This window comes from Yersinia hibernica, assembly GCF_004124235.1.
GTDB classification, from domain to species: Bacteria; Pseudomonadota; Gammaproteobacteria; order Enterobacterales; family Enterobacteriaceae; genus Yersinia; species Yersinia hibernica.
In genome coordinates this window covers 693,691-709,966 of record NZ_CP032487.1, presented here as the reverse complement: position 1 = coordinate 709,966, position 16,276 = coordinate 693,691, and the positions used below count along the sequence as shown (strand labels likewise).

The window sequence follows — 16,276 nt, the reverse complement described above, 5'->3', positions numbered from 1 at the left end:
ACGGGCTGCAGAGAAACACGATTACAAGGGGTTATGCGCCCGAGGATTTAACAAGACCACGATAATCAAGAGGAGCAACACCGGCATCAATCCGCACTTTTGTTGCAACACCGTCGGTGCTAAAACCTTCCTGCTGGTCGATGTAAGGTTGTTCAACACCATTAAGGTATGCCACTTCGATAGTATCGGTACCTTTTGCTGAAGCCAGATACCACTGGACAGGGCTGGCATCATCCAAACGAGGCTCACCTACGATACTGGCAAAGTTTTGGATTGGGTTAATGATGCCAGCATTAACATCCGCACCTTTCACACTGACAGACTTGATTGTCTGGTTGGCAATCGTCTCTAATGCCGTAGGAACTAACAGGAATGCTGGGCGAATATTAAGGGTTCGCCCCGTTGTCGGCTCTTTCTGAGTTCGCATAAGTTGACGAGCTTTATCCAGATTCGCGACATCAATTGCACCTGTTGAGAGGTTTTTGTGATCGCTACTGAATAAGGTTTTTCCATCAGAAAGCTTTCCATTACTCGTCAGAATCTCATAAACCAGATCGCCAATCGTTGCTTTAGCGGCGCGGCCCATCTTCATAGGGACATCAGTTAACTGATTCAAGTCGTCGTTGATAATTGCTTGGCGAGTAATAGAGAAAATTTCACCATAGGTTGCCAGTGCAATCTGTTCTCCACGGTCTGATGTGGTGACATATTTATACTCAGCGCCTTCCCGCACCTTACGCAGCGATGGGAACCCCCCCATCCCAACACGATGAGCCGTCTTAAAATCAGATAGTTGCCCTTTTTTCGTCCATTGCTCGAAGGTTTCCTCAGCTTCATCCCACCCCTGCAGAAGAGCCTTATTCGCCACATCCAATAGAATATGACCGAAATCAGATGTCGTATGAGTGAATGACATACCAATCATCTGCATAGGATTGTATGACGCAACACCAATACCCCGCTCAGTCAGTGACATCCGAGCATATTCACGCAGTGTCATGCCATTATAAACGTTGTCATTTTGGCGATCTTCGAAACCGGCGCGTGACATTAATGCCTGGCGAATACCATCGCTGGTGAAATTACCATTACCAGCATAGATATGCAGACCTGCTGGCGGGGTTTTATTCGATGGTGTGGCATCTTTACCCATCAGTGCCAGCAGTTTTTCGCGGGACTGTTCCAACGTGCAATCAATATCTTCGACACACGCAGATTGTAATTCCTGATAGCGTCCACCGAACATCGCAAATAAATCTTTAATACCGTTGATCCGCTGTTTTTGGGCCTCACGCTCCTGAGCACGAATAGCGTTATCATCCGAAGACGCTGTAGGGACTACCGGTTTAGTGGGGGCGACTGGTTGTGTCGTGGTCGCTTTGGGTTTAATAATCATATTCTTCAGAGAAGCTGGCATAGACTCGAATTCCTCAATACGTTTTGAATTGATGCGGGCCATCGCCTGCATCGACGGGAGTAGTTGATCGGCAAAACCGTGTTCGACACATTCCTGAGCCGTCAGCCAGGTTTCTTCACCGAGCATAGCAGCCAGTTCATCCGGGGTTTTACCGGTCTTTTGGGCATAGGAAGGAATAAGAACCCCTTCCACCTTATCGAGCAGATCGGCATAGTCGCGCATATCGTTAGCATCACCACCAGTAATGCCCCAAGGCTTATGGATCATCATCATCGCGTTTTCCGGCATGATGACGGGGTTACCGACCATGGCGATCACTGAGGCCATAGATGCGGCCAAACCGTCGATATAAACCGTTTTGCTGGCAGGATGAGTGTTCAGCAGGTTGTAAATGGCAATCCCCTCAAACACATCACCACCGGGAGAGTGGATACGCAGGTTAATATGGTCGATATCACCCAATGCTTTCAGGCTGCTGGCAAACTGGCGGGCAGTAACCCCCCAATAACCGATCTCCTCGTAGATATAAATATCCGCGCTTTTTTCCCCACTGGCTTTCATACGGAACCAGCTTTTATCACCGCCAGACGCCTGCGGTGCCTTAATCAGTTTCTTTCTGCTGTTCTTGCTCACGGGCATCTCCTTTATCGTTAGCCGGATCAGTATCAAAAATCAGGTCCAGCTCGGTATTTTCGTCAATTTCCGCCTTACGACGGCGTTTTACATCCCCTGGGTTAGCGCCTCTCGCTCTGATCCAATCCGCTTCGGTTGCTGCGCCGCCTCGAATCAGGACTCGCCATGAATTAGCCTCTTTCAACGGATCAATCCACGGCATCACTGGCCCGCTGTAAACCGCATTCAGTAAGGTTTTTGGATCAATATCGGGCGGGACACGGATAATGCCAGCCGCGATGGCCTGTTTCAGCCATTGGCGATACATCGGGCGAGTGACGGCAGCAATAAAAGCATCCTGCAAAATCCCATAACCTTCAAAAGACTCCACCAGCTCCTGTCGTTGGGCGCTGTAAGTACCATCATAATTACGGGAAATACTGGAATAGCTGCCACGACTCCCTGCCGCAACCGCCCTTAACTGCCCATTACGGAAATTTTCAAGGTTAGGATTCGGACGGTCTGACTTAATCATTCCGATTTCTTCACCGGGCTGAAGATCATCAAATAGCATGCCCGGCACAATATCTAGCTCTCGCTTATCATCGGCATTCGCGTCATCAAAACTCTGTCCATCCCCTTTCTTGATATACATGCCTAATGCCGCTGCGATACGGGCGGCGGTGAGTTCAGAATCTTCATACTCTTTGAGCGCACTCAACCGGATCAGAATGCCGGACAATAAGCTGTTACCCCGAACCTGATGCAGACGACGCATAAACTTCAGATGCACCATGTCCTCGGCCAGAATTTCTTTTGTATTGCCCAGTGCAATACCTGTCGTGGAAAGGGATTTGTAGACGATATATTTTGTGGGTCGCCCCCAGCCATTGAGGTAAATGCCCTGACAAATATTTTTTTCGGGGGCATTGGATTCCAACGGAACAAAATCAGGCTCTAACGCTTCAATCCAGAAAGGAATACCGGCCGTGGCGGTCAAGCCTTGAGCCGTTCCACTTACGAGCTGTCCAAATACTTCACCGTCACGTAACCATGTTCGAGCCATTAGGCGTTCAAGTACGGGGCGAGTAAATTGACCGGTCACATCCGGTGAAACGGACCACTCGGCCCATGCGGACCTGATTTGCTTCGCTAAATCATCCGCGATTAACCCAGTGAGGAGGATGGGCTGAGGATCGACAATAATACCCTTAGCCCCAATGATGCGTTCCTCCAGTTTATCCAGCAGCCCGATCACAAGATCATGGTTGTTGTCCAAATATCGGGCCTGTTCCCTCAAAGAGCGGCCAGCCACTTGACTAAGTTGGTTAGCATTACGATTTTCACGTCTGGCGCGATGTGTGCGTGTCGGTAATACCGCTTCATAAGCACGGATCGCCACCCGGGATTTTAAACGGGCCGCTTTCCAGCTCGGGGAAAACAAACCAATCGCATCATCAATAATGCTCATTATGGAAACCTCGCCACTTTATACATAGGACGTCCGCGCCGCGCCGCAATCAGCAGCCGGAGTTCTCGTCTGTATGCCGCCAGCCCCTTTCGTATCTCACTCAGATTTTCCATCGACATTGACTGACCGTTAAAAGTGATGGACTTCCCTTCCAGCACAGCTATTTCAGCGGCAACATAACGCTGGATCATGTTTTCAATTTCTGCCTGATTCACACCCAGCCTCCTGAAGTTGATGATACCCATGCAGAGGTTTTTTCCTCTTGCGGGGCAAGTGATTTTTTAGGTTTTGGTGTCTTAGTTCGAGATGTTGTGGAGGTCGGTTTTTGAACGGGCGATAACGAGGAATGGGTATCAATAGGCCGCGCCCAAGGCGGCGGTTTTTCCCAGTTAATTTTCTCGTACCCCTTCAATATCACTAACGCATGGGCATAGACCATTAAGTCAAATGCCTCATTTGCGCCCTTGCCCGGCTTCGTCCATTTACCGTCACTACCGCGTTCCTCGTAAGTCAACTCGTCATAGAACCACTCCCCCAGCCACGCCGGAAAATGCACGTAGTTAGCCCCCGGTGTTTCGCGCTGAAGCGCGTTGCTGATCCGGTCTTTTAATTGATTGGTCTGCAACAGATAAAGCGGCACAACTCCCCCCGCCTCAGCTCGCCGATTGGGGCGATCGGTATTATCAGGGAGCGTTTTGGTGATCAGTTTGCTTCGCGTCGTACTGTCCCCTTTGAAAAGAAAAACGCGTTTGTGGACACCATCGCGACGACATTGCCGCCAAAACTCGTAAGCGTTGCCGGTGACGCCATCTTCACCGCCTGAGTCAACCGCCATTGCCAGTACAGGCAATGAGACGCTAGGGTTGCTATGCAGCGGCCATTCCTTATCCAACACGTCGGAACGTAACAGGTCCCAATCCTCGAGATAACCAGCGGGATCAATCGGCAGACTTTCACCGTTCGGACCGACGCGCATTGATTGCTTAATGTTGTATCGGTCAACTATCCAGCGTTCGCCGTGGGTGCCATAGCCAATCACCTGAACCACAAAACGCCGATTTTTACCGCCCTGCACATCAATAGTGGCAACGAGGAAATGCACACCGTCCGGCACGGTACGCTTAATCACGTCCTCTGCCCGAATCATCAGAGTTTCAGATTGTCGCTGCTCTACGCTGGAGCGAGGTAGGTAGGGAATACCACAGTCCGTATTCGTGACGGCTTTCAAGGTTTCTTCGCTGCCAGTAGCTTCAAATTCTTGCTCAGCAGTCAGAAGCCTGAATATCATTTGCGCCCAGGTCTGATAACCAGCAGCGGGGCCTTCCATCCAAAATGAAGCAATGCGCGATTGTCGTGGGGTTCCGGTAATCACTCCGTCAGAATCGGAGTGTTCCCCCTCGCGCAACCAAATACCCTTCTTATTTAGCTCATCTTTTAAGTCTGAGGTGATAACACCCTGACAAGATGGGCAAACCAAATGCGCATCTCGGCTGGCCTGTATAGGGTCTGGCACATCACGATATCCACTCATCGCTTGCATGCAAGGCTGAAAATATTCGCCACAATGCGGGCATGGCCAGTACCAGCGCCGTCTGTCTCCACGGTTATACAACGAAAGAATGCCAGTGGCTGGGGGGGCTTCATGGGGAGATGTTCGCCGCCATTTAGTATCGCGAACATCCCTGCCTGGTGAGCTTTCCACCAGCGTCATACCGGAACTCATAAATGTGGTGGTACGCTTTGAGGCCAGTGTAAAACCATCGCCTTCCCCGCCAATATCTTCTACCCAGCGGTCATAATCAGTCAGCGCAACAAATCGGTAATCGGACGATGAAAGGATATTGATTGAGGGCCAGCCTATCTTCAGATAATTACCTGCACGAAAAATAATATCGTGGACGTTATTATCATTAGGGTTTTTACTGAGACGTTTCGCAACTTCCGGGCTAACCCTAAAGGTTCTGGAGAGGCGTTTCTTTGAGTGCTCTCGCGCCTTTTCCTCTGTCATTTGCACCAACAGAAAATCGGCGGGATCGCAGACAATAGAATAGACACACCAACCATCAATTAGCCCAATAGTTTTACCCGTTCGGGCGGGGCCGACAAAAATAACTGCGTCATACTCACGTGAAGCCAGGCAGTTCATAGGCTCAATAATATAAGGTGTCATGGAAGCATCCCACGGCACTGAATTACCCCCGCCTTTGGGAACACGCATATACTTTTGTACTGCCTCAGCAATCGGAATGCGCCGAGGGGCTTTAAGCAGGGCTGAAACATCACGCCGTATAGCTGCCGCTGATGCATAACTCATTAATGCTCATCCTCAGTTTCTGCCAGTGAAACCGATGAGGCCATTAAGTCCCTCAACTCATCAGCCAGCGATTGCGCCTCATTCACCAGTTCAGGCGACCAACTCTTTTTACGTTCAAGCACATCCGGCCAAGTATCCAACAGTTGAGCGACCGACTTCACCAACAAGGCCATCTCGGTATGAACTTCACTAACAGGGATAAGTTGACGCAAGCTGGCCTCCAACTTCACTCGCTCATTTTCAGACTGATACCAATCTTTACGATCTTTAGGACCCATTCTCTGTGGATTTTGAAAACCATCAGGATCGACAGGCTCAATCTCCCCAAACAAAATGGGGCCGACATCTTTCAGTGCATAAACAGGGTTGCCTCTCACTGTGTCAGCGATTGGCGTATTGGCATCGAGCAGGCGCTTTCTCACCGTTCCGCGATTTAGCCCAAAAGCCTCAGCAATCTTCGCTACGCTCCAGTTATAAGCGTCCCCCAGATTGCTGATATTGGACATTGACACCTCATCCTGTCAGGTGAAACTGGTATTTATTAAATAAATTCAAATAATTACAATCTGGTCAGATGACAGTGCGCCTTTAGTTTTGTCACCTGAAAGTTGAGTTTTATTCTAATTTTCAAGAAGATGCGACACCTGCTGCTGTCACCATGAAAATTGAAAAACTAGCCGTTTTCCGCGAGTCCCACTCCCCGTGGTAGGGACCCCCTCCGGGAGTACCTTTTGAGATTCATTATCATTTGAGACAAGGTGATTTCACTTCGTGATTATTCCGGCCTCACCTATCTGCATCTCCGCACATATCAGACCGAAAGCGACTGCTGCCTCACCTTCAGGGTAATCAGCTAGAACCTCACGCAGCTTCTTTGCAGCTTCATTCACTTTGGCCTGAACTTCCTCTGGCTGTGAAGCAATCAACCCTTTGAACATCAATAGAGTTTGCTGGTCCTGTGTCATGGTTTGCTCCAAATAAAAAACCACCGGCTTATTAGTCCAGTGGCTTAGGTTGTGCGTTATCGATGGCACTCAATGAATGCCATCTGTAATGTCGTTACTCTTCGACTACTGCACCATCTGGCAATTCACGGCCAGCGTATACAGCACAGCCCGGGTGACGCTCATCTTCAACAGCAGTCAAGTCACTCTCATCGAACCATGCGCTTACGGCCCGACCATCGCCAGCCTTGTAATGCACAAAATAAGAGTTCTCATGTGTTGCGTATTCTGCGCGGCCTTTCACCTCGCCAAACTCATCACTAATGGCGATATTTACCAGTTGGGTCAATTCATACTTAAACATCTGATTTCCTTTTGATGGATACAAAAAACCTACCGAAGTGGCGGTGGTGGTGGCGCTTTAGGCCGCTTATAGTTTGCTGGCGGTGGCCCGTTACGGTTTGAACCATTCCGACCAGAACAAACAAGAACGGCGGCAATAATGGGAAAGATAACAATGAGAGCCAATAACGAGAGGAGTGCGAACAAAGCATTTACCAGCTCATTCATATCTTCCGCCCCGCAATCTGCCGCCAGCTAATAACCTCATCCAACCGCCCCTTGCAGATCCGCAGCTCACGTTTTAACGCCAGCGCATATAGGCCGCTATCGCCCCAGGTGGTACCGACGAACTCCGGCACCTCACATTCAGTTAATGCAGATTCAGGGGGTAGCAATACGGGACAACTAACGGGTGGACGTGAAGCCGCCTTATTCGCGCAGGATGTTAATGCTAGCGTCAGGCATGCGCTGAATAGCACACTTATCATCTGACGACGCCGCCAGAAACCGCTTGAGCCGATCTTCACTTTCATTGCGTAGTTTCCTTTCGTTCTCAAGCTGGCGGGCTGTAGCTGTACGGTTGGCGGCTTCATTCGCCTGGTATGCATCGATGATGTTGCCCAGAGCAACGTTAGTAGCCTGTTCGGTCACCAACTCCGCTTCCGTCTTATCCACCTTGTTTGCTAGATGGTTACGATTCAGAAGTAGAAAAAGAAAAGCCGTAGCAATTAACGCCACCAGTGCCGCGCGCCAAGTAGTCATAGCTGCAGCTCTCGCTTAGCTAATTCAAACCGCGCCTTGCGATCATTAATCCCGTTATTACCACCATTGATAAGCTGAGTGACACGCTGAATATCATCAGCATATTGACCGCAATTTCGGGATTGCCAGAACCATGCAGCAGAACGAGCAGCGTTAACATCACTCTGTAACTGATCAGGGTTGCTGATTAAATCCAGTTTCATCGCGGTACCACATGCCCGATAGTTATCTAAGCCGGTAATCTGAATCAAACCACGACCACGGTATTTCCAACCATCATCTACAGCTTTATTACCCATGCGCCCTGAATAGACTAGATTTGCAATGGCTCGTTGCCGATTTACGGGTACCGACTTTTCACCTGTCTGGCGACCCAATGCCGAAGCCTGATCCGCAGACAATCTTTTGCCGAAGGTCGCCAGTAAGCCGTTAATGCTGTAATTGAACGACTCCACCAGCAGTGTGAAGCTGGCAGACTCATGGCCCACCTGGGCAATAAACATGGCCTGTTGTACTGGTGTGGTAATACCAAACTCTTTCATTGCTTGGGTAATAGGCTGAATCCAACGCGTAGCAAGCTCGACGCTGATATTAGCCGCCATTCTGAATTGATAAGGGGTCATGGTTTATACCTGAGGTTTAGTGTCGTCAGTACCGGCAATACGTTTGAGAAAGCGCCCTTCAATGGCCCTAATTGCCGATGCGCCAGACCAACCAGACAACCCAGCAACACCACCAGCTAATTCAGCAGTCCAATTTAATGAACTGGCAGCCAATAGAACTAACGCCCCAGCGAATATAGAAATGAAAAATTTCAAGATGAAAAATGACCAGCGAAACTTCTCGCCGTTAATGACTCTCCACGCGTAATTAGCGATTGTGCCAAGCGTTGTCATAAGCAAAACCAGCACAGTACCAATTATGCTGTATGTCTCCGGTTCTTTAATTGGCATCTTCATATCTCCCCCTCCCGTTCTGCGGGTTGGGCGCGTAGTTAAGGAATTTAGCCCACCAGTGCAGCCACTCATCTGTTAAAAGTGTGTGTGGAGTTGATTGGGTGACTGGCAGGCTAAAACAGAAAAGCCCCAACTACATGCGTGTTGAGGCTAAGTAAGTAATGTTCTTATTTCTTCTACAGTTTGATTAAACCGATCTTCTTCGAGTTCTACCCCGATCCCTACCCTGCCAAGCTGAATTGCTGCTTTTAGCGTGGCACCTGATCCCAAGAAGAAATCAGCTACGACATCACCCGGACGGCTGCTTGACCTAATGATATGAGCCATTAGCTCTGCAGGTTTCTCGCAGGGGTGCTTGCCGGGGTAGTAAGGAACGGAAGCATAGGTCCAAACATCGGTATAAGGTACATCTGCAGTAACAGCAAACGGTCGCCGCAACGATTCATACTCGAGGCTCAATTCTGAATACTGCCTATGCAATGTCTGATATTCCTCTACCAATTCATGATGAGGTTTATCCAACAAACCCTGCAGATGCTTTTCAGCGGCAATCTGATCAAAGAGTTTTTGTAATACTGAATATTGTTCCGCGTTCGGCAACTGCCACTGGCTTTCACTAAACCAATGATTGGACATCTGCCGACCGGTAGCCTCATTGATTGCTTTTGCTGATACGCCCAACGACGACCGCGCTAACCGAAAATAATCAATGAGAGGACGAAATACATTTTGTTTTAAGGCTGAGCATTTAGCGGCGTACGTGCTGCCTTTGGGCGTTAATGGTCCCGCGTAATGATCTGCGAAGATAATTCTCTCTGTGGCAGGGAAGTAAGAGCGTAAATCCTCTTTATGCATTCGCCGCCACGGGCCCGATGGCTTGGCCCAGATTATGTGGTTAAGGACATTGAAGCGACCACGAACCAGTATTTCAGTATCAGCAGCCAACCGGCTACCACAAAACATATAAAGGCTACCGGCTGGTTTTAAGACTCGCCAAAACTCTGCTAGTAACTCATCAAGCCAGGCTAAATACGCAGATTCACTTTCCCACTGGTTGTCCCACTTACACGATTTAACCCTGTAATAAGGCGGGTCTGTCGCGATCAAGTCGATGCAATCATCAGGCAGCGTTTTGATATAACTAAGGGAATCAGCATTAATAAATTTATTACTGTTTAAATAAACAGTGTTTTTCATAGATCAGTCTACCGTTTTTTGGTAGGCTCAGATCGCTTTGTGCACACAAGCGGTGGGCCTTGGTTCGCCCGTGAATGGTTTAACGGGTGAATGGCAAAGGCAGTGTTATCAGCACACCTTTGTCGCCCATTTCACAAACAAAAAAGCCCTGACTTATGTCGGGGCTCGTCATTTTTGAAGCCGGTTACGGTTCCGGCATCAGCACCTACCAATGTGCTGACCGTATATCTTTAAAATGCAAAAACCCCGCAGAAGCGAGGTCTTTTTAATAATGTAAGCTGCGTAACAAAGTAACTATCCTTATCACAGTACAAATATTTTTGCGTACGCGTTAATGATTTTTAAGGAAAATGGATGTATTTTAAACGCCAAGAATAAATCAGAAACCCAACCTATTTAATATCTCTTTGTTATAAAGGGATTTGATCAGTTAGTCTTGACAAGGAATTGCAATGGAACAAACCACTTCGTTCAAGGTTTTTTATGACGCTGACGATAATGAGCTTTCCAAACATGCCATTGATGCAGAAGTTCTTGGTAATTCTATTTTATCAATGACAAAACTAATCACCAAAGCTGATGACCTGCTAAATGAAGGTAACAAATCAGTTAAGGTTTTAGTTACTAACCCAGCAGAAGCAGGATCTCTTGGCATTGCATACACCATTATTCAGTTACTGCCAGATGCAATTGATGTTTTGAAAACTATTGGAATAACTGGGATTGCTGGAGCTGTCGGCGGAGCTAGTGCGTTATCTTTGATTAGGCAGTTAGGTAGCTCCCGAGTAATTACTATGACGCGTAAAGCTGGAACACAAACTACCGTGTTAGAACTTGAAGGTGAGGAAATTGAATGCCCAACACCGGTCGCCGCGCTAGTTACTGACCCTACAATCCGTGATGCTTTAATTTCTGTAATTCAAACACCATTAGAGGGTAAGAATGAGCCTGTTTTCAAGATATTGAATGAAAATGACGAAGAAATAATTCGTTTAGAGGGTAAGCAAACAGAAGAAGTGAAACCATTGCCACGAGGCACATTACTGCAAAAAGAAATAGAAACTCGTGAAGTTAACGTTAAATTCACTCAGGTTAATTTTCAGAGTGAGAAAGGATGGAGGATGGAGTATAACAATGAAGAGCATTCTGTTCTTCTTAACGATTTTGAATTTTTAGCGAAAGTCCGGCAGGCGGCGGGCGCAATTTCAAGTGATGATCTTTTTTCTGTAACTCTTGAAGTAACAAAGACATTTTCAGCTAGAAATGTGACGGAAAAATACGTCATTAAACAAGTTCTCAGGCATCGAGCTGATGCTAGTAGAAGAATAATTTAGAGGTTAAGTATGTTAGCAGAGCAAATATTGCAACTGATAGGGTGGATAGGGGTCATTCTTTGTCTCCCTACATTGTATCGCTTTGCATATGCGGCATCCGGCCTGCTTTGGCGCAAACTTTTTCCTACACGCAAGCTAGAAATAACCTTAATAGACGAAGACACAAAGACCAAACGAACTTTTTTCTTAAAACTCAACCGGAAAGATGGGCGGAATATGGTTCGCATCTTAGATGATGCCTTGGCACAATCAAAGGCCAAACCATGAGCGAAGAAAATAAATCATTTATTTCATCATCAAAAAATGTGGTTACAGCCGGGGGATTTGGCGCAATCCTGACAACTCTAGTCCCCGCGATACTTCCAAATGTAAACGATCCATGGCGACCAGTTTTGTACGCCTTAGCCCCTATTCTTTCAGCAGGTATAACTTATTTCCTGAATTGGGTCATAAATAGGCATGGGCTCGAAACTCCTGCAGAAGCATCTCTGCGCAATCGGTATATGCGTGATTTAAAAAATATCGACAAGCAATTGTTGAGTAAACATCTGTCAGAAGAGTTTCGCCAAGCATTATTACAAGATAGAGAAGCGACCGTCAGGCAATTGGTTAATATCGGAAAAACAGTACAAGTTACTTCTGCATCAGCTACTGTTAACTCTGCAGATACTGAATAATTGCCCGGTACCACCGGGCATACATTTATGGCATTTCAAGTTCCACATCCAATATTGCTAAGCATCCACCAATAAAGCCTTCAGCTAATTGCATCTTTTTTCTGATAGTTCCATCCGAACACCTACGCTTACGTGCTATAGACCTGAGTGATACGTTGTACAGATAGTGCAAAACCAACAACTCATATTCGTCTGGCTTGAATTTATTAAGCCTTGCAACACAGCTATCAATGATAATGCCATCATCATCACAGCATGAAAGCCTACTCGGTGATTTTGATGGTAATAAGCCTTTAAAACCTGCAGCAATATGAGAGTAATCTACCCCACTGTTATCACTGGCAGCCCAGCCGCCCCAACGCTCTAATACTATAGATATATCTCTCATGCTAACGGCTCCAAACTGCTGTAATCGGTCTGCGTACCGTTTACTGAATTCATAGTTTTTACTCCACACATTGAGGCCATCAGGCCATTGCCCCGATCGAGATAGACCGGTCCATAAAATGAAACCACAACACTATTTGACTGCCGTACTCCGCTTCCCACGTATGCATATCAGCATGCAGCGCATCATGGCAGCCACGACAAAGAGGAATAGTGAATAGGTCATGTGCCTTGGTTCCCATGCCCCCCTGACCGTGACCAATGATGTGATGAGCGTCGCCAGCTGAGCCACCGCAACCAGAGCATGCCTGCGATTTGACCCATGTCAGCCACTTGCGGCTTTCCCACCGGTACCGCTTCGGAATACGCATAAAGCTGGCTGGTGGCTCATCATCGATTTTTAGCGCCAGCACCTTCTTAACCAGCTCAACTTTGGTTTCTATGATTTGCGTGGGGGCTGGCGCCCAAGTGATATCACTTTCCTTTGTTGGTCCGGGCTTAATCTCTCCGGGAAGCATGCGCAAACTTGCCCGAGCAATTGAGTCGGGCAGCAGATCGGAAACCTCGTTAACAACTGCCCACCAACATAATTCCGGCATGGTTAGCTGGTGGCCCTCTGGAAAACGGAAATGACCACACACGGTCGATATGAGCCATGCGATCAGGTTGTTGGTTGCTAACTGATGCAAGCGGGGATTTGTTTGCTCTCTTAATTTATTGTCGTGATGCCAGCACAGGCAAATAGTGCGCTGGCCATAATGTAATGTTGTGAGATTTCTAACGTGGGAATCGTCCGGATCATGCCATTGGCATTCTTTCAACTGCTTAACCCACGCCTCCAGCACTCTCGGGCCACCAGCAGCATTGAGAACTCGCTCATGTTCAAAGAATGGCAACAGGCGCGGATCATTAGCTAAAAGCTGATCTGTAACCGGCAATAGACCAGCGGGTAGAGATTTAAATTCTTCCGGCTCAGTTGCCACCAGCAAGCGCCCGGATAAATATGGCAGCAGTTCAGCACCTGGCTTCAGGATCACAACGCCAAGTTCTTGCTGGATGAATGGAGTTAGCAGTGCCCTCATGCAGCACCTTTCTTTGCAAGATACTCAGCCCATAAGCCACCAACCCATTTAACTCCTTTAGGCGTAAAACGAGATTGGGCGAATGCGTGATTATTAATGGTATTAGTACCGGTCTTAACTTCAAATCGCCCTAAGTCGCTGTGATATTGGCGGGGTGTTAATGCGCCATTCAAGCGGTACATGATGTGCTGATCCAGCAGGAAGCAGTTAAATTCATGCTCTTTAGCATTCAGCAACTTTGCAACCTGACGGAAAGTCATGGAGCCATTAGCCTTAACGTAGCGATCGACAAATTCAACTTTTGGTGCCGCAATAGAAAGCTGAGTTTCAAGCTGCAGCTTTTCTTCAGCCAAATTAGCGGCAAGGCGTAATGCTTCGGGAAGTGATTGGGGGATCAGGTTATGTTCCAACTCTTGCCAGCGGTCAACCACTGCCGCGGTAAATTCAGGTGAGAGCCGAGCGACCAATACCAGAGAATCACGCTTATTGAAGCGGTACTCAAAATACTGGTTACCGTTGTGCTCAAAATCGAACTGCGCCAACGGCGCGGTTAAAATACCACCAGCACATAAGCGTTCTGCAGAGCGCTTCACATCACCGTGTTTGCTGTTTACCAGTATGGCTATCTCACGGCTGCTCATGGTTACAACAGAATGGGATAAGGTCATGCCGCCACCTCTTTACGCTCAATACACATTTCAGGAAGATTGGCCCGGACAAGAGCCTCAGCAAATGGTGGGGGGACTGCATTACCACAGCGGGCAACCTGCTTATCTTTCGCGTATTTAGTACCGGTATAATCCCGATCAATGATGTACCAGCTCGGGAACCCCTGAGCCGCGTATAGCTCATGGGGTTGCAGCATACGCATGCCGATATCAACGATTCGATAATCAATGCCCTCTACCGTAACCAGCCCAAACCGGTCATTGGTTGTCACGGTGTGCAGGGGATCATTCAGGCTAACGCCCTCTTTCTCATTGCCGTAATACTTGAGCAGGAAAGCACGGACCTCTCCAAAATGATTCCCGCCTGCGGTAACGGTTTGGAGCGGATCTGTAACTTTTTGCCCTGTATTTGTACCGCGCATCTTAATAAGATTTGATGTGACCAGTGCATGATGATCAACGGTAGTTACTGTATGTGCTGGCTGGCCCAAATCAGCACCGGGGCCGGTATAGTTGCCACCGAAGTGTTTAGCTAAGAACGCAGAAACAAGCCGAGACTTGCCACCGCCGCCCGCCGTAATAGTACCGCTTGGCTCATCAACCACATGCCCCACGCTATTGCCAAACTCACGGGCAATAATCGGGGCTACAAGAAGGTGTTCAGCCTTGCTTGTGACTGTGGTCAGCGGCTTGCCAGCTTCATATGCCATACGGTCACCACCAAAACCTGTTTGACCGATACGTGCAATAAGGGGGGTAATTAACGCAGAGTGAGATTCTTTCATCACTGTATGAAGCGGAGAATCAACTGTGCGCGGCTTACCCTGATATTCAGAACCGCCTGCACCGGCAATAAACGGGGTAAGTGTTGCTTCAACCATTCCCAACGCATGACCATTACCGCCCGGACGAGTAGAACTACCGGCGGTGATTGTCGGTAATGGTTCATCGCATTCCTGCCCTGTGGCGCCAGAGCGAAATTTTGTAATGTGCGGGGTAACAACTGCATAGCCGTGAGTTTTGGTAATGGTCTGTAATGGTTGATCCAGAGCCTGACCTCGGAAACAGTCGTAAGACGTTTTAGTGCTGGTGTGGTTACACTTCACGATAAATGGCGTGGGGTTATCCATAACAAAACGCTGAATGCCGCGCGCAATACGTTTCAGTGTGTTCTCTGCCAGCGGTTTCTTGCGCTCGAAAATACTCGGGCATGGAATTGACCAATCAATACATTCAGCTGCGGTGCGCCACGGTTCACGGTGTCCACTTTGAACATCTAGTGATTTCGGATCGCCGTGAGTAGCTTCCGGCCATACCACAGGTTTCCCGTCACAACGCATGACCATAAAGAAACGCTTTCTTATCGTAGGAGCACCATAGTCGCAAGCTCTTAGCTCTTTGAATTCCACAACATAACCCAAGCCAGAAACTAAACGTTTAGCGTCAGCTCCATTGATATCAAGCCCCAAGACTTCACAGCATTCCTGTAGTGCTGGGTGTTCGGCATCAATGCCAGTGGTTAACATGCCAACGAACGCCGCGAATGTCTCACCTGCGCGGGTTGGATCAGGATGCTCTGTACCGTCTTCCGCAGTAATCAGCGGCCCCCACGTTTTAAACTCTTCGACATTTTCCAGCATGACTACTCGAGGCTTTTTCGCCAAACCCCAACGAATAACAATCCACGCCAGCCCACGGATCTCTTTTTTAACTGGCTTACTGCCTTTGGCCTTACTGAAATGGCGGCAATCTGGGCTAAACCATGCAAGCCCAACAGGTCTGCCGGCTGTCGCTGCTACCGGGTCAATATCGAATACCGATTCGCAATAATGCAGCGTATCGGGGTGGTTGGTGGTATGCATGGCAATGGCATTTGGGTCATGGTTAATTGCAATATCAACACTGCGACCGATAGCCATTTCAATACCAGTGGAAGCACCACCGCCGCCCGCAAAATTATCTACGATGATTTCTTTCATGCTGTTGCTCCCATAGCGGCAGTAAGTGTTGCGGCGGCGGCAATAATGGCATCGGACGGAATACCGTCTAATTTCATGCGATTGATATTGCCTAAGATTTTATGTTGCAGGTCGGCTGGTAATTCGATGGCACC

General features: G+C 48.1%; 19 protein-coding genes. 3 read left to right on the top strand and 16 right to left on the bottom strand.

Going from position 1 to position 16,276, the window contains the following annotated elements; genetic code table 11:
- Window positions 1-31 precede the first annotated feature (31 nt).
- The 12 genes from D5F51_RS03430 to D5F51_RS03380 form a co-directional block, all read right to left on the bottom strand.
- Complete coding sequence (locus D5F51_RS03430; RefSeq protein WP_167480519.1) at window positions 32-2,056, bottom strand: ClpP-like prohead protease/major capsid protein fusion protein; 2,025 nt, start codon at window positions 2,054-2,056, stop codon at window positions 32-34.
- Window positions 2,019-3,500 carry a phage portal protein gene (locus D5F51_RS03425; RefSeq protein WP_129195611.1) on the bottom strand — a complete coding sequence of 494 codons (1,482 nt, stop codon included), beginning with the start codon at window positions 3,498-3,500 and terminating at the stop codon, window positions 2,019-2,021. The genes D5F51_RS03430 and D5F51_RS03425 overlap by 38 nt, the downstream gene beginning before the upstream one ends.
- On the bottom strand, window positions 3,500-3,715 hold the full coding sequence (locus tag D5F51_RS03420; protein ID WP_050146809.1) for a hypothetical protein: 216 nt from the start codon (window positions 3,713-3,715) through the stop codon (window positions 3,500-3,502). Before D5F51_RS03420 ends, D5F51_RS03425 begins: the two co-directional genes overlap by 1 nt.
- Window positions 3,712-5,814 (bottom strand): phage terminase large subunit family protein, encoded by a 2,103-nt coding sequence (locus D5F51_RS03415; RefSeq protein ID WP_129195610.1) that lies wholly within the window; start codon window positions 5,812-5,814, stop codon window positions 3,712-3,714. The genes D5F51_RS03420 and D5F51_RS03415 overlap by 4 nt, the downstream gene beginning before the upstream one ends.
- The gene (locus tag D5F51_RS03410; RefSeq protein WP_050146805.1) at window positions 5,814-6,320 is read right to left on the bottom strand and encodes a DUF1441 family protein; all 507 of its coding nucleotides are present in this window, start codon (window positions 6,318-6,320) and stop codon (window positions 5,814-5,816) included. The genes D5F51_RS03415 and D5F51_RS03410 overlap by 1 nt, the downstream gene beginning before the upstream one ends.
- Window positions 6,321-6,578: 258 nt before the next feature.
- Entirely contained in the window at window positions 6,579-6,779 is a 201-nt protein-coding gene (locus D5F51_RS03405; protein WP_129195609.1) for a hypothetical protein, read from the bottom strand.
- A gap of 94 nt (window positions 6,780-6,873) precedes the next feature.
- Window positions 6,874-7,122, bottom strand: a complete 249-nt coding sequence (locus D5F51_RS03400; RefSeq protein WP_129195608.1) for a hypothetical protein — start codon at window positions 7,120-7,122, stop codon at window positions 6,874-6,876.
- A gap of 202 nt (window positions 7,123-7,324) precedes the next feature.
- Window positions 7,325-7,588: an Rz1-like lysis system protein LysC gene (gene lysC / locus D5F51_RS22960; protein WP_425471849.1), complete on the bottom strand. Its 264-nt coding sequence runs from the start codon at window positions 7,586-7,588 to the stop codon at window positions 7,325-7,327.
- A complete protein-coding gene (locus tag D5F51_RS03395) occupies window positions 7,530-7,862 on the bottom strand; it encodes a DUF2570 domain-containing protein (RefSeq protein WP_129195607.1) in 333 nt (110 codons plus the stop codon). The genes lysC and D5F51_RS03395 overlap by 59 nt, the downstream gene beginning before the upstream one ends.
- The gene (locus D5F51_RS03390; RefSeq protein WP_129195606.1) at window positions 7,859-8,485 is read right to left on the bottom strand and encodes a glycoside hydrolase family 19 protein; all 627 of its coding nucleotides are present in this window, start codon (window positions 8,483-8,485) and stop codon (window positions 7,859-7,861) included. The genes D5F51_RS03395 and D5F51_RS03390 overlap by 4 nt, the downstream gene beginning before the upstream one ends.
- Before the next feature lie 3 nt (window positions 8,486-8,488).
- Window positions 8,489-8,821 carry a phage holin family protein gene (locus D5F51_RS03385; RefSeq protein WP_038892675.1) on the bottom strand — a complete coding sequence of 111 codons (333 nt, stop codon included), beginning with the start codon at window positions 8,819-8,821 and terminating at the stop codon, window positions 8,489-8,491.
- A 147-nt stretch (window positions 8,822-8,968) separates the two neighbouring features.
- The gene (locus tag D5F51_RS03380; RefSeq protein ID WP_129195605.1) at window positions 8,969-10,015 is read right to left on the bottom strand and encodes a DNA-methyltransferase; all 1,047 of its coding nucleotides are present in this window, start codon (window positions 10,013-10,015) and stop codon (window positions 8,969-8,971) included.
- Between the two features lie 452 nt (window positions 10,016-10,467).
- On the opposite strand from D5F51_RS03380, the gene D5F51_RS03375 reads away from it, so the two are divergent.
- From D5F51_RS03375 to D5F51_RS03365, 3 genes are read left to right on the top strand one after another with little or no spacing between them, the layout of a single operon-like run.
- Window positions 10,468-11,349, top strand: a complete 882-nt coding sequence (locus D5F51_RS03375; RefSeq protein WP_129195604.1) for an LAPAL motif-containing putative phage structural protein — start codon at window positions 10,468-10,470, stop codon at window positions 11,347-11,349.
- A gap of 9 nt (window positions 11,350-11,358) precedes the next feature.
- Window positions 11,359-11,616, top strand: coding sequence for a hypothetical protein (locus D5F51_RS03370; protein ID WP_129195603.1), 258 nt, complete (start codon window positions 11,359-11,361; stop codon window positions 11,614-11,616).
- Window positions 11,613-12,026, top strand: a complete 414-nt coding sequence (locus tag D5F51_RS03365; protein ID WP_129195602.1) for a hypothetical protein — start codon at window positions 11,613-11,615, stop codon at window positions 12,024-12,026. The genes D5F51_RS03370 and D5F51_RS03365 overlap by 4 nt, the downstream gene beginning before the upstream one ends.
- 25 nt (window positions 12,027-12,051) lie before the next feature.
- Here the strand turns inward: D5F51_RS03365 and D5F51_RS03360 are convergent, their stop codons facing one another.
- From D5F51_RS03360 to D5F51_RS03345, 4 genes are all read right to left on the bottom strand, one after another.
- Window positions 12,052-12,414, bottom strand: a complete 363-nt coding sequence (locus tag D5F51_RS03360) for an antiterminator Q family protein (RefSeq protein ID WP_129195601.1) — start codon at window positions 12,412-12,414, stop codon at window positions 12,052-12,054.
- A gap of 79 nt (window positions 12,415-12,493) precedes the next feature.
- The gene (locus D5F51_RS03355) at window positions 12,494-13,495 is read right to left on the bottom strand and encodes a DUF968 domain-containing protein (protein WP_129195600.1); all 1,002 of its coding nucleotides are present in this window, start codon (window positions 13,493-13,495) and stop codon (window positions 12,494-12,496) included.
- A complete protein-coding gene (locus D5F51_RS03350; RefSeq protein ID WP_245994875.1) occupies window positions 13,492-14,163 on the bottom strand; it encodes a phage antirepressor KilAC domain-containing protein in 672 nt (223 codons plus the stop codon). The genes D5F51_RS03355 and D5F51_RS03350 overlap by 4 nt, the downstream gene beginning before the upstream one ends.
- A complete protein-coding gene (locus D5F51_RS03345) occupies window positions 14,160-16,142 on the bottom strand; it encodes a DNA cytosine methyltransferase (protein ID WP_129195599.1) in 1,983 nt (660 codons plus the stop codon). Before D5F51_RS03345 ends, D5F51_RS03350 begins: the two co-directional genes overlap by 4 nt.
- Between the last annotated feature and the right edge of the window lie 134 nt (window positions 16,143-16,276).

Bases quoted from the DNA above. Each gene is read 5' to 3' on its own strand.
- D5F51_RS03395 (WP_129195607.1), bottom strand. From the start codon at position 7,862: ATGACTACTTGGCGCGCGGCACTGGTGGCGTTAATTGCTACGGCTTTT.
- D5F51_RS03375 (WP_129195604.1), top strand. From the start codon at position 10,468: ATGGAACAAACCACTTCGTTCAAGGTTTTTTATGACGCTGACGATAAT.
- D5F51_RS03345 (WP_129195599.1), bottom strand. From the start codon at position 16,142: ATGAAAGAAATCATCGTAGATAATTTTGCGGGCGGCGGTGGTGCTTCC.
- lysC (WP_425471849.1), bottom strand. From the start codon at position 7,588: ATGATAAGTGTGCTATTCAGCGCATGCCTGACGCTAGCATTAACATCC.
- D5F51_RS03360 (WP_129195601.1), bottom strand. From the start codon at position 12,414: ATGAGAGATATATCTATAGTATTAGAGCGTTGGGGCGGCTGGGCTGCC.
- D5F51_RS03370 (WP_129195603.1), top strand. From the start codon at position 11,359: ATGTTAGCAGAGCAAATATTGCAACTGATAGGGTGGATAGGGGTCATT.
- D5F51_RS03385 (WP_038892675.1), bottom strand. From the start codon at position 8,821: ATGAAGATGCCAATTAAAGAACCGGAGACATACAGCATAATTGGTACT.
- D5F51_RS03365 (WP_129195602.1), top strand. From the start codon at position 11,613: ATGAGCGAAGAAAATAAATCATTTATTTCATCATCAAAAAATGTGGTT.
- D5F51_RS03380 (WP_129195605.1), bottom strand. From the start codon at position 10,015: ATGAAAAACACTGTTTATTTAAACAGTAATAAATTTATTAATGCTGAT.
- D5F51_RS03410 (WP_050146805.1), bottom strand. From the start codon at position 6,320: ATGTCCAATATCAGCAATCTGGGGGACGCTTATAACTGGAGCGTAGCG.
- D5F51_RS03405 (WP_129195609.1), bottom strand. From the start codon at position 6,779: ATGACACAGGACCAGCAAACTCTATTGATGTTCAAAGGGTTGATTGCT.
- D5F51_RS03415 (WP_129195610.1), bottom strand. From the start codon at position 5,814: ATGAGTTATGCATCAGCGGCAGCTATACGGCGTGATGTTTCAGCCCTG.
- D5F51_RS03350 (WP_245994875.1), bottom strand. From the start codon at position 14,163: ATGACCTTATCCCATTCTGTTGTAACCATGAGCAGCCGTGAGATAGCC.
- D5F51_RS03430 (WP_167480519.1), bottom strand. From the start codon at position 2,056: ATGCCCGTGAGCAAGAACAGCAGAAAGAAACTGATTAAGGCACCGCAG.
- D5F51_RS03390 (WP_129195606.1), bottom strand. From the start codon at position 8,485: ATGACCCCTTATCAATTCAGAATGGCGGCTAATATCAGCGTCGAGCTT.
- D5F51_RS03400 (WP_129195608.1), bottom strand. From the start codon at position 7,122: ATGTTTAAGTATGAATTGACCCAACTGGTAAATATCGCCATTAGTGAT.
- D5F51_RS03355 (WP_129195600.1), bottom strand. From the start codon at position 13,495: ATGAGGGCACTGCTAACTCCATTCATCCAGCAAGAACTTGGCGTTGTG.
- D5F51_RS03425 (WP_129195611.1), bottom strand. From the start codon at position 3,500: ATGAGCATTATTGATGATGCGATTGGTTTGTTTTCCCCGAGCTGGAAA.